Origin of the sequence: Bacteriovorax sp. BAL6_X (assembly GCF_000443995.1) — a bacterium.
In the GTDB taxonomy this organism is placed as follows: domain Bacteria; phylum Bdellovibrionota; class Bacteriovoracia; order Bacteriovoracales; family Bacteriovoracaceae; genus Halobacteriovorax_A.
The window spans coordinates 485,570-497,467 of the sequence record NZ_AUMC01000010.1; the positions used below are offsets into that span (position 1 = coordinate 485,570).

Sequence of the window (11,898 nt, forward strand, 5' to 3'; positions counted from 1 at the left end):
TAATTCACGAAAAGATTCAATATGTTAAAAAATTGGAGAGAAGTAGTGGAAAATATCATAAGCCTAGAATCATTATTTCATAGAAGTAAAGAGCGAATAAAAGATTTAGGAGAAGTCTTTACTCCTGATAAATATGTTGAAGAAATGTTAGACATGCTCTCAAAAGACAGAAAGAATTTTTGGAATGATGAAAGAAATGTCTTTTTTGAGCCCTGTTGTGGCCATGGAAATATTGTACTTGCTATTTACAAGAGAAGATTAGAGTCAATATTTGTAAAGGCCTCTAAAGAATATTCAAATGAAGCATCTCTGTATGCAGTTTCTAATTCTCTAAATACCCTATGGGCAATCGATATTGATCCTGAGAATATTGAGAGTTGTAGAACTAGGGTTTTACATATTACACTTCAATTTCTCAAGTCTAAGTTAGGCTATGATTCGGAGTATTCAATCATAGAAGAACATCAAGAGTTTTTTTGTCATATTATATCAGCTATTAAATGGCAGATTTATGTAAATGAGACACTTACATCGTTAAGCTGCTCTGAGAGTTATGAAAAGCAAGCATTGAAGACCAAGGCAAGTAAGCTGTGGGCATGTGAAAATGAACATCAACCCGTGGAGTTTCATACTACATGGGCTCAGTTTTTTGATGAATGTGAGACTAACGATCTTTTACCTCTTGAGTACGAAAGAGCATCGAAGCTTATAGAGTCTTATTTGGATGGAAGTAGGAAGAATGTTAAAGATTTTAAGTTTGCGGAGATTTTATATAAATATAATGGTGGTAATTATATGGAAGTGAGTGCGTAAAATGGGGGCTTTATTAAAGACTAATGCACATGTTGTAGATGTTTTAGGTAATGTTATTGGTCGAGATCAGCCAATTCTTAGGATGGAGAAAGCTGTAGAGATGGTTTCCCTTATAGGTAAAGAAAACTTTATGAACAAAGATGTAGTTTTCTTTGATCCTTTCTGTAAAGCAGGGGAACTCTTGCTCTCCTGTGCGTATCAGTCCTGCCTAAGTCTATTGAAGGAAGAATCCAGATTAATGAATACTCAAGAGATATTTGAAGAAATTTTCATGTCCAAAAGGTATTATGCATTAGCACCAGATGAACGTCATCATAAACTTAGTTTAAGAACATTTTTAGGTAATGAAAATTCTCATCGGGATGAATTTAATCATGTAATTAGAAATGGGAATTATTTATCAGAAGTTGATGGGACACTAAACAGAGCAGTATTTAAAAAGGAGTTTGAAGATATGATTAACTATATTAAAAAAGATTCGGGTGCTAAAAAGATAATCGCTGTGGGTAACCCTCCTTATCAAGAGTCTGATTCTGGTTTTGGTGGAAGTGCAAGAGCAATTTATAATCATTTTGTTGAGGCCTTAATGGATTCTGATGATATTGATGAGTTTGTGGTTGTTATACCATCTAGGTGGTTTGCAGTGGGGAAAGGGGTTGATAAGTTTCGAGAAAGGATTCTCGCATCATCTGAAATAAAGTCCTTACACTATTTCAGCAAGTCGAAGACGGTATTTCCAACTGTTGATGTTCTTGGAGGAGTTTGTTTTTTTCATTATTCTAGTTCTCATAGTGGAAAGACATCATTTGTTGAAGGTGATGTGGTTTCTAAGATAGATATTTCTCAGTTTGATATTATTCCAGATGATCCAAAAGCATACTCTATTATTAATAAAATTATGAGTAATCATAATGTGTTTATTAATGAGATTGCATGGAGTCGAAACCCATACGGACTTCCTAGTACTTTCTTTAGAGATAACGAAGAGGCAGATAGTAATGATGTTAATTCAATTAAATGTTATTCAAGAGGAAGGAAAATTAAACTGACAACGACGAATGAGATTCGTAAAAACAATGATAAGGTCAATTTTTATAAGGTAGTGATCCCGTCTGCTTATGCCCCAGGTTCGAAAACAGGAGTGAGAAGAGTAACACTTCCTGTGAATCAGTTTTTTATTTTAAATAAAGATGAAATCACGACGGAAACTTATAGTGTCATTGATATTTTTAAAACAAAGACTGAGGCTGAAAGGTTTGTTAAGTATTTACAAACTGACTTTGCAAGATACCTGTTGGGACTAAGAAAAATTACTCAACATATACCAAAGGACAGATGGGCATGGGTACCTTATTTAGATATGAAGAGTGAATGGACTGATGAGAAGCTCTTTGAGAAATTTAACCTTACATCTTCTGAAATTGCAAATATTAAGAAAAAGGTCGAGGAGTGGTCTTAGATGTCGTGTTTAGAGTTATATGCATATTCAACTGATCAATATTTAAAAGAAGGAATAATAAAGGTCGGCCATACAAAATTAGGGCGAACTGATCAGAGGGTTAAAGAACAATTTGGTACTAGCAACCCAGAAGTGCCGAAATATGTTCTTATTGGTACACTTCCTCGTAATATCACTGACAAGGATATTCATAATGCTATGATTATGAATGATTGTGAGCATATTAAAGATGCACCGGGAAAAGAGTGGTTTAAGGTAAAAAATAAAGCAGACCCCTTTGAGGAAGTAAAAAAAGCTTACAATAAGGTTGTTTATGGGAGCAATAGACCTGACAATTTTACATTAAGAGAAGAGCAGGAAAGTGCTGTGAATAAGGCAAAAAAATGGCTGCTAAAAGAATATAGTGAAGATGTAATTCGGTCAGCTACTCACCCGGAGCGATTTTTAATAAATGCTAAAATGAGGTTTGGAAAATGTTTTACAAGTATTCATCTTGCAAAATCTTTAAATTCTAAAAATACTCTAATTGTAACGTATAAGCCTGATGTTATTGGTGAGTGGATTGATACTGTAAATAATCAAGTCGCATTTGATAAGTGGAAAGGAATAAGAGCTAAGAAGAAAAAGGGGAGACACGATCCTTGTCTTTCAGATAATGGTGAATTTCCTTCTTCGGATGGGCCTATTGTAATGTGTGTATCTCTTCAAGATTTATGGATTGGAAATAATGGTGAAACAAAGAAGAGACTACATAAAATTCCAAATATTTCTTGGGATTTGATAATTTTTGATGAAGTTCATTATGGTAGTAGAACTGAAAGAGCTAAAGATATTTTAGATAAATTGGATTATAAATATCGTTTGGATCTTTCTGGAACACCTTTTCGCTTGATTGAGCAGGATGACTTCTGTTCTCAACAGGTTTTTACATATAGTTACTTGGATGAACAGGAGAGAAAGAATAAGGAAGCAGAGAACGATCCAAATGAAGAACTAGAAGGTGTTTATAGGCAACTTCCAGATTTAAGTATTGCAACAATTGAAATTACAGAAAGAGATATTCAAGAGCAGAGGGATAAGTTTGAAACTGATGATATCGACTTTTCCTTGAATGCCCTATTTGAAACTCAAAATGGTGAATTTATACACGAGGATGCTGTAAGTCACTTTATTGACGGTCTATGTAAAAGAGATCATGATGCGAGAGCTGTGAGTGTATTTGGTAAACTCGGAGAGCAGTTAGGCTGTCCTGCAAAGAGACATAGTGTATGGTGGATGAATAGAGTTGACTCAATCTCTGCACTAATTGAAAAACTAAAGAAACATCCATATTTTTCTAGATTTGAACTAATTAATGCTTCAGGAAGTGATAGTAAGAAAAATGATGATGACAATAATATTATTGCTAGGGATAAGTCTGTTGTTCAGCAAGCAATACAAAGAGTTGACTTGGATTCGTCAAAACTTGGCACGATAACGTTTACTTGTGGAAGGTTTTTAACCGGTGTAACCATCAGAGAGTGGGAAAGTATCATGATATTATCAGATGTTCAGTCAGCAGAGTCCTACTATCAAGCTATTTTTAGAGTCCAATCTGCTTGGGTTGATAAAAAATCAGGTCAAATAATGAAAAGGAAGGCATGGGTATTCGATTTTGCGATAACACGTTGCTTGAAGGTTACATATGATTGTGCTTCCAATATCGCAGATCAAGTAGATCAACAGGAAAGTTTTGAGCAGAAAACGGATGCTAATAGAAATAACTTGGAAATCATTACAGAGGGGTTATGTGAATCCTTAGATATAAAAAGATTTTATCAAGGAAGACTTATTGGAGATTCAACTAGTGCGAAAGATATTTTTGAAGTTCTGAATCACGAGGGGTCAAAGATCGCTCTTGCAAGAAGGATAACTTCAAATGTTCTTGTTAATTTTAGTTGTTTGAAAATGCTAGAAAGTAATCCTGAACTTCTTGATATATTAAAAAAGGTAAAAGGCTATAGAACGCAGGAAGTTGCAGGTATTACTGCGGAAGAACTTGTGAAGATAGGGGTTGATGCATCTGATTTAGAAGATGTTAAGAATGACCCAAATACAGCTCCAGAAGAAAAAGAAAAAGCTATTGAAGACTTTATGGAAAAGGAGAAGGATAAGGAGAGACAAAGTAGAAAGAAGTGGTATGCAACACAAATTAAAAGACTTGCAATTTGTATGGCAGACTTTATTTATATGACAATGGAGAGAGAGTATAATATTGATGATGTCATACAAACAAAATCGCCGGAATTTTTCGAAGTGATGACTGGAATATCTAAAGATGACTTTGTGTTGTTGTGTGATTTAGGCTTTATGAATAGGTTCGCATTAAACAGAATTGTAAGAGAGTTTAGAGATCAAGAGGATACCTCTCTGAACCCTGAGGAATATATTTATGAGAGTCTTAAGCAATTAATTGCTTAATTTGTAAAAGTTCAGGCTTGATCTGACAGTTCCTCCTTCAAAACCCACTGTCAGATTATTATAGTTATTTTGTAAGCAGGCTCTCTAAAACTTAGATGACTTTTTAGGTTCCCCCCTCGCCACCAAGAGTCATGCGAAAGTTATGCATAGACTGCTCTAGTTGCTCCATTTTCTCAACTGGAATCTGAATTCTACCTCCACCATCAACACCATTTAAAGGCTTGAGAATAACCGTATCAATCTCACCCGAGATAGGTAAATCTTTTATCTTAAGAGCTTCTGAGACCTTTGAAGACGGGACATATAGTCTATTATCAAAAGAACGGATATATTTAACGTCTTTTAGCTTCACATCTTCCACGTTGTAAAAAACTTCACTTTCAAGCTCTTTGTAAGAAAGGGCCACGTTAGCTTCTTTGAAAGTTAGAGGACTATTTGCAAAACTGCTAAGACTTAAAAGCATTAATACTGGAAATAGAGGTTTCATTGTAATTCTCCTAAATCTGGCGCAGTGATGGTATCAGCAAGAATTGTAGTAAAATCTGGTATTCCATCCTCTGTTTCGTGTGTGTTGTAAATTTCTCTAAGCTCTGCAATATACTTTTGAGTCACTTCTTTTCTCTTTCTAATCCCCTCTGGTGTTAAAGAACCCCAGAAAACTTTAATATCGTTTTGGCCTTTTTCAATCTCAGACGTTTTAGCAAAATGAGATAAATATGCAACAGCTGATTTCGTTTGCTCTGCATCTAAGTATAGACTTTCGACATGACCAGTAATTTTCCCATTATCTTCTTTCAGGACTTCGGCTGATAGCATTTTCTCTAGTTCTTGTAATGCAAAACCATCTAGTAGCTCTTTGATCTCACTTCTTGTTGTACCTGATTTGTTGTGGGCCAATAAAGCAATGATCATTGCGTTTTTATTTGTTAGGTATTTATCCAGTTCCGGCTCAGTCGAGAGTTTATTTGGCATTAATAGAGACTGATAAGCAGACTTTAGGAGTGCTCCGACCTCGCCCTTAGCTTCTTGAATAACTGAGGCTGGATTTTTAGAACCACTTACTCCACAGGCAACTTTAAGGACTAAATCAGCTTTAATCTTGCTCCGTCTATCTGATTTTTTCAGATAATAGAGAGAGCTTGGCGAGATGCCATTCTTCTCAGCAAATCCATTAATGGTAATGTTGGAGTGTTTCTCAAGGTAGTCATCCAGAAGGCTTAAAATTTCACTTCCTAAGACTTCATAGTTAATCGGCCTACATAGCTTTTCAACTTTTCCTACTACCGTTGCCTCCACATCATGAATAGAAATCATAAAGGCCTCTCAAGGTATGTTTGGCATTGTGTTATCGGCCAGAAAACCTACTGTTAAGCAAAATAAATTTAGGCGTGAAAAAAGTTCACTAATTTGCAAAGTGTATTGCTAAAGGATTTTGTGTTTTTAACTGCTTACAAATGAGATGTTTGCAAATTTGCGAATAAGACCACTTAGGCAATTATTTCTTCGCAAAGTTACAAGATAGTGCTTCGACTTGAATAACGGCCTCAGAAGCTCCCCCATAACCTTGATATGCATTATTACTAGAAATAACTTTCATTCCATTGCCACCAAGCTCAGCAACTTTATTGCGAGCATCATTCATCGCATTTTGACTATCATGAGCAGCATCCCAGCCTAGCTCATTTGATGTGGTGATTATATCTAAAGTTTTACAGTGTTTTTCTTTTTGGTTTTCTGTTACCAAACGAACATTTTTTCCACTTTTAGTAAGTTGTGTAGAACAAGAAGAAAAGAAAAGAATTAAAGTTACGAAAGAAATTATTTTCATAAAATATCCTGTTATTAATTAAGCTAGTATTACTATAAATTATAAAATGGATTCGTAAATTTGCAAAGATTCGGCAAACCAAAGCCCGAGTCTTCGCAAACTTGTAATCTTTCTTCTCTAAATTATAAATTGAACTTGTAATTTTAAAAATTAAATTGGTAAGACATTTTTTATTGAACAAGAGGCCAGATCATCCTGCCGGCAAGCTGAGTAATCTGACCTCTAAAGAGCTATTAAACTCTTGTCCTTGTTATATCTTTTAATGATTTCCAAGACAAGATGTTTGTATCTTTCCATGTAATAAATGAAGGAGAAAAAACTATGGAAAATGTCATGCCTTTGGAAATTATTAGAAATGGATTTATTCCACCAATTACCAATCCAGATTTAAACAAAGAGAAAGAATTAAAAAATGTCTGTGCAGAAATGATAAGAAAAGACATTGAACTATTAGTTCTTCAGCACAAGCTTCAAGATATCTTTCACTCTTGTCAGTTCTATAGTGTCACAGGTGATGATTTTTCCTGTATCGAGCACTCAATAATTATAGCCTCTCAGAACGGTTTCAATTCGGTAGATCAGATAATTACTGAGAACATCAAAGAGGAAGCTACCAATCTTATTTTTGACTTATTTGAGCGAGGGAATACTTCGTTATATGAGATCAATGTCGTTGCGATAAAAATAGCAAAAGTAATTTTCGATATTCTGAAACAAGAACATGTTGAATTTGCCCTAATGGAAACCCAAAGACAGTTCACAAGTATTCAACAGTTTTTAGATCGAGAAGTATAGAAACTAGAAAATAACTAACAAAGGCTTTCCTATAATAAAAGCAAAAAAGCTTTAAGGGATTCCTGCGTCCAAAAAAGGAGATTAAATATGAAATACCTACTAATTATGTGCCTAACTCTACTAGCGAGTTGTGGCTTTAACTCTTCCGATGAAGAAGGAAGTAAGGAACAGCGTAGCATTGATACGCTTAATGCCCAGAGGTCAAGCCAAGACTCTGACGGCGATCTTGTAAACGATCAAGAAGAAATCAATAAAGGAAGAAGTCCTTATGTCGCAGACATTCCCAAAGTTAAGGTTAACTTTCTTCAAAACTATAATATTAAGCAAATATATGAGGATCAAATGATCTTTGAAATTGATACTCGTACGGCCAAAGATGATCCCGATTTTAAGTATCGTGTCGGTGAGCTTTTCCTTAAAGAAAATAGCATTGACAATACGGCAAAACTTGGGCGCTTCTCTGGTGTGACTTGGGGAAATATTCGACAAGAAGACTATTCGTGGGTGAAGTACCCTGAGATTGACGAAAAGTTCTATTTCTCTAAGCGTGCCGAGTACGAGGACTTTAAAAAGAAAAAGCTTTCTGAATCACAGATCATACTTGAAAATACCCTTAAGCTTGTTGAATCGCCTTACTTTAATTCTATAGAAGGCCTTGAGCTAAACTTCTATTACTACAGCTACTCAAAAGAAACTTATATCCAGCTTCACACTCAAAAGATTGAGCAGTCCTTTCAAAGTGGGGTGCGTGAAGATTTTGTAATTACTATTACCAATCCACCAAAAGAGCTTCTTGATGACACTTATATGAGACATGGTGAGTTTATTATCTCAGAGGTAAAAGATTTCTATATACCAGACCTTAAGATGACTTATAGAGAGCTTTTAGCGTCTGTTAAGGCCAAAACTGTACCAGTCTATAAAACAAACCCATTTGAGAACGATCTAAACTATGTAGCCGTATCAAAAGATGGCGACTCTCTTATAAATGTTCTCTCTCATCTTTATTCAGAGAAGTTTGAGATTCAAGAAGACAAACTTACAAGGCTTGAACAGTTCTCTAACAACCTTCCAAGCTTCAAATACCTTCATGAGCTAAAGGCCGAGGATAAAAGCGGTCAATGGTTTGTGATGACCAATCCATTGAAACAGCACTATCTAAAACACAAGTTCAAGAATAAGGACTCGATTACGCTTTCTTTCATTATGGGGAGCGACTTAGCTAAAAGAGAAGCAGAAGTTATTCCTAGCTTTAGAAATTCAGTTTATAGCGGAAGCAAGGATAAAACTTTACCTTTAGGTAATATCACCAAAAATTCAAAATTATCTCTATCACTTTATTTAAAATCAATTAAAGGAGTTAAGCTTTTAACAACGAATGAACAATTTGCTTATGCTCCAAATTGTAGAAAAAACTGTGTTGGAGCGAGGTGGAATGTTTGGGCAAAATTCTCTAACAACCGATTCCAAGAAATGGAATCTAGTTGGAGTGCAAATCATTATAGCGAAGTCCTACCTTCATTTGATCTCTACATTAATAATACTAAATTAAATTTAGATGATCTCCTAAAGCAAAATATACTTTCAATCAGTCTGCAAAAAGACAATCTGGGACAATTCTTATTTTTAGAAATTTCTAATTTAGAAGATATCGATGCAATTAAGCTTGGTCAGGAAAATACTGCTTTCATTAAGATTAAGCCATTAAGTGAAGGTTATGCAGGAGAAGGCCTAGAGATAACCGACATCGGTGGGAATAATATTGATAAAAATTGGCATGCAGGCCTTATCTGTATCAGAGAAGCAGACGCTCGAAAAGTTCCTCTCGCTGTCACAAGCTGGGGGTTTGATAAATGGAAACAAAACGTTCAATGGGGTGTCAAAAATCCTCAAACTGGTTTCACTCCAACACGTGGTGAAAAGAAGAAGTACTTCAATGGCGTTGTCGTGGACATCATCTCTAAAGTCACAAATTTTTATAACTAAGAGGAAAATATGAAAATTTTAACAAAAAAGAACCAGAAACAAATTGATATTGCCTGTCCTTTGACGTGGACAATGGCAATAACGAGTTTGATCTATTCTCCCCATACTTTTGCGTTCAGTAAGCTCAAGAATGGTTTTGAAACCATTACCTCCACCTATCTCATCCCCCTTGCGGGGGCGGTGGCCGGAGCTTCTTTTATTATGTTCGTCACTCTTTCATTTTTTAAGCAGGACGAATATCAAAAGAAAGCGGCAAATGTGGCGATTCTATCAATCTTTGCTGGCTCAGGCCTCGAGCTGATTAGAAACCTAATTCAGAGCTTTAGCTAGGAGTCTTAGATGAGTAGAAATCAATTTCCAACATTGCTAAACCAGAAGGCCACCATGCTCGCAAGTCTTACAAGAATTGATCTTCTCGTAGTTGGTTCAAGTTACCTGATCCTTTCATGGATGAAAGTTTCAGGTCTTTATTCACTCGCAACTATTGCTTTGATTCTAGTGTTTCTTAAGTTTGTAAATAAGAGATTAAAACAAGGTTTTTTTGCTCATTTAAAAGATGACAAGAAGCTTTCTTGGCAATTTAAGCTTGGAGGTCGTCATGAGTAAATCAACTTTTCCAGTATTAGAAGTTCAAGGTAATAGGCTGACCTCAATCCATGGTGACGTATCTTGGTTCTACTCAATGCTACCATCAGATACTTCTCAAATGGATGATGTTGAACGAGCTGGATTCTTTGAATCCTTGGCCCGTGGGCTTAACAACCTAAATCTTGAGAGTTATTTCAAGTTCTACAAGATTAGTGATTGTTCTTTCCTAGAAACTAACGGAACTCAGCTTCCGAGCTTTTCAGGGATTGAATTCAAGGAGCAAGATAGGCCCTTAGAGTGTTTCTTTCAAACTAGAGAGATATTTTCAGAAGTTGGAATCTATGATGACTACCTAAGTTTTAACGGGAAATACCTAAGAGTATTTTCGGTAAGTGAGTTTTCAGATGATGAAGCCCATGAGCACCTAATCCCTCAAGACGTTGATTACGTCCTAAGCTTTAAAAAGAAAGCTAAAGATAAGTCCATTAATAAGCTTGAGCTAATTAGAACAGGACACCTTACTAGCTTTCTTAAATCTAAAAGAGATATTTCAAGTGAAGGAGCCTATTCTCAAGCAGAAGACCTCATGCACGATCTTATTCATGGTAGTGAATCCATGTTTGAAATGGAGATGTTCTTTCTTTTGCGTAGTAACTCACTAGAAGAGCTAAATTCTATGAGCGAGGCCTTTGTTAGTGAAATGCTTTCACGTGGAATCAAGGTCTTCGCAGAAGGACAGTCTCTAAGGCATTTCAAATCAGGTCTTACTTCTATCTTTAACGAGCTTATTCCTGGAGTTAAGTCTCGTCTTGGTCTTAGAACGCTACCAAATAAAACAAGTCATCTTCGCTACCTCTTACCTGTAGAGAGAAGCTTTCTTATGGATGAAGGAATGGAGCTTCATGATAACTCTGGGAGGCCAATATACTTTGATCCTTTTACAGACGCTATTAAAAATAGAAATATGCTCGTAACTGGCATAAGTGGTGGTGGGAAGTCTGTTTTCGTAAATAAGATTGTCCATCACCTTATTGAGGATCACCCAACTGTAATCCTTGATAAGGGAGGCTCTTTTCGTAAGCTCACAAAGTATTACGGAGGAAGCAATTTAGAGCATGAATTTAATCCTTTCCAATTTAAAGACCCGATGTATCTACGCGAGATTATTCTCTCTGTTGTTGATGTAGAAAGGTTTGGAAAGCTAGAAAAAGGAAAGCTTTTAAGGGCCATTAAAGAGACCCTACCTAAAAGCGAATCCTTTTTTGGTCTTATAGATAATCTAAAAGAAGATTTCCCTGAAATTGATCTCTATTTTGAAGATTTCAAAGATTATATCTGTGATGATCATATAGATACAAAGAGTATTCTATATGTTGACGTAGAAAACTATCCAAAGAGTGTTATTGCGCCAATTATCATCTTTATCTTGGAATACTTTAAAAATATTCCAGAAAAAGAAAAGATTCTCGTCTTTGATGAGTGTTGGAGCTTTCTTGGGGATCACAGCTCATATATTGATGAATGTTTTAGGACATTTAGGAAAACAGGTGCTTTTCCTATCGCTATTTCCCAATCTTTAAAAGACTTTTCTAGTCTTGGAGATGATCTAGCTAATTCAATAACAAATAACTGCTATTTTAAAGTCTTCTTTCCTCAAGAGATGGAAGAAAGGCACGACATCAATTCTTTTGATGTCGAAAATATTGGAGCCCTAGAGTTTCAAAAGGGAGTCTTCTCAGAGTGCTATCTGAAATCCACAGATAATCGTTTTAGAAAGATCATTAGAAACTACTTAACTCCCTTGGAGTTGGAGCTATTTCATACAGAAGCAGGCAAAGACAAGAAGCTTGAAAGCTTTCTTTCTAAGTTTGAAGAGTTCTTTGATTCAAGTAAAGAGGCCATTGAGGCCTATGTGAGGTTACGACATGAAAATTTTCAAAATAACAATGTCATTTATTTTGATATTTAG

11 protein-coding genes are annotated in these 11,898 nt (G+C 35.5%); 8 read left to right on the forward strand and 3 right to left on the reverse strand.

Features of this window, described 5'->3' with window-relative positions; genetic code table 11:
* Positions 1-45: 45 nt before the first annotated feature.
* The 3 genes from M902_RS12895 to M902_RS12905 are packed head-to-tail and all read left to right on the forward strand — an operon-like array spanning position 46 to position 4,732.
* The gene (locus tag M902_RS12895; protein ID WP_156979859.1) at positions 46-813 is read left to right on the forward strand and encodes a hypothetical protein; all 768 of its coding nucleotides are present in this window, start codon (positions 46-48) and stop codon (positions 811-813) included.
* A 1-nt stretch (position 814) separates the two neighbouring features.
* Positions 815-2,272 (forward strand): Eco57I restriction-modification methylase domain-containing protein, encoded by a 1,458-nt coding sequence (locus tag M902_RS12900; RefSeq protein WP_040314836.1) that lies wholly within the window; start codon positions 815-817, stop codon positions 2,270-2,272.
* Positions 2,273-4,732 (forward strand): DEAD/DEAH box helicase family protein, encoded by a 2,460-nt coding sequence (locus tag M902_RS12905; RefSeq protein WP_021267842.1) that lies wholly within the window; start codon positions 2,273-2,275, stop codon positions 4,730-4,732. It begins immediately after the preceding gene.
* Positions 4,733-4,835: 103 nt separating this feature from the next.
* Here the strand turns inward: M902_RS12905 and M902_RS12910 are convergent, their stop codons facing one another.
* The 3 genes from M902_RS12910 to M902_RS12920 form a co-directional block, all read right to left on the reverse strand.
* Positions 4,836-5,219 (reverse strand): hypothetical protein, encoded by a 384-nt coding sequence (locus tag M902_RS12910; protein WP_021268202.1) that lies wholly within the window; start codon positions 5,217-5,219, stop codon positions 4,836-4,838.
* The gene (locus M902_RS12915; RefSeq protein WP_021268246.1) at positions 5,216-6,046 is read right to left on the reverse strand and encodes a hypothetical protein; all 831 of its coding nucleotides are present in this window, start codon (positions 6,044-6,046) and stop codon (positions 5,216-5,218) included. The genes M902_RS12910 and M902_RS12915 overlap by 4 nt, the downstream gene beginning before the upstream one ends.
* Positions 6,047-6,227: 181 nt before the next feature.
* A complete protein-coding gene (locus M902_RS12920) occupies positions 6,228-6,560 on the reverse strand; it encodes a DUF4156 domain-containing protein (protein ID WP_021267888.1) in 333 nt (110 codons plus the stop codon).
* 321 nt (positions 6,561-6,881) lie between these two features.
* Between M902_RS12920 and M902_RS12925 the strand changes: the two genes are divergently transcribed.
* The 5 genes from M902_RS12925 to M902_RS12945 all read left to right on the forward strand — a co-directional run bounded on the left by M902_RS12925 (position 6,882) and on the right by M902_RS12945 (position 11,898).
* Positions 6,882-7,355: a hypothetical protein gene (locus M902_RS12925; protein WP_021267971.1), complete on the forward strand. Its 474-nt coding sequence runs from the start codon at positions 6,882-6,884 to the stop codon at positions 7,353-7,355.
* Positions 7,356-7,442: 87 nt separating this feature from the next.
* Positions 7,443-9,341, forward strand: coding sequence for a hypothetical protein (locus tag M902_RS12930; protein ID WP_021268616.1), 1,899 nt, complete (start codon positions 7,443-7,445; stop codon positions 9,339-9,341).
* Positions 9,342-9,350: 9 nt separating this feature from the next.
* Positions 9,351-9,671, forward strand: coding sequence for a hypothetical protein (locus M902_RS12935; RefSeq protein WP_040314839.1), 321 nt, complete (start codon positions 9,351-9,353; stop codon positions 9,669-9,671).
* A gap of 9 nt (positions 9,672-9,680) precedes the next feature.
* A complete protein-coding gene (locus M902_RS12940; RefSeq protein ID WP_040314841.1) occupies positions 9,681-9,947 on the forward strand; it encodes a hypothetical protein in 267 nt (88 codons plus the stop codon).
* Positions 9,940-11,898, forward strand: a complete 1,959-nt coding sequence (locus M902_RS12945) for a VirB4 family type IV secretion system protein (RefSeq protein ID WP_021268130.1) — start codon at positions 9,940-9,942, stop codon at positions 11,896-11,898. The genes M902_RS12940 and M902_RS12945 overlap by 8 nt, the downstream gene beginning before the upstream one ends.

Excerpts from the sequence above, each read along its gene's own strand:
- M902_RS12900 (WP_040314836.1), top strand. The coding sequence starts at position 815 with ATGGGGGCTTTATTAAAGACTAATGCACATGTTGTAGATGTTTTAGGT.
- M902_RS12905 (WP_021267842.1), top strand. The coding sequence starts at position 2,273 with ATGTCGTGTTTAGAGTTATATGCATATTCAACTGATCAATATTTAAAA.
- M902_RS12910 (WP_021268202.1), bottom strand. The coding sequence starts at position 5,219 with ATGAAACCTCTATTTCCAGTATTAATGCTTTTAAGTCTTAGCAGTTTT.
- M902_RS12915 (WP_021268246.1), bottom strand. The coding sequence starts at position 6,046 with ATGATTTCTATTCATGATGTGGAGGCAACGGTAGTAGGAAAAGTTGAA.
- M902_RS12920 (WP_021267888.1), bottom strand. The coding sequence starts at position 6,560 with ATGAAAATAATTTCTTTCGTAACTTTAATTCTTTTCTTTTCTTCTTGT.
- M902_RS12925 (WP_021267971.1), top strand. The coding sequence starts at position 6,882 with ATGGAAAATGTCATGCCTTTGGAAATTATTAGAAATGGATTTATTCCA.
- M902_RS12930 (WP_021268616.1), top strand. The coding sequence starts at position 7,443 with ATGAAATACCTACTAATTATGTGCCTAACTCTACTAGCGAGTTGTGGC.
- M902_RS12935 (WP_040314839.1), top strand. The coding sequence starts at position 9,351 with ATGAAAATTTTAACAAAAAAGAACCAGAAACAAATTGATATTGCCTGT.
- M902_RS12940 (WP_040314841.1), top strand. The coding sequence starts at position 9,681 with ATGAGTAGAAATCAATTTCCAACATTGCTAAACCAGAAGGCCACCATG.
- M902_RS12945 (WP_021268130.1), top strand. The coding sequence starts at position 9,940 with ATGAGTAAATCAACTTTTCCAGTATTAGAAGTTCAAGGTAATAGGCTG.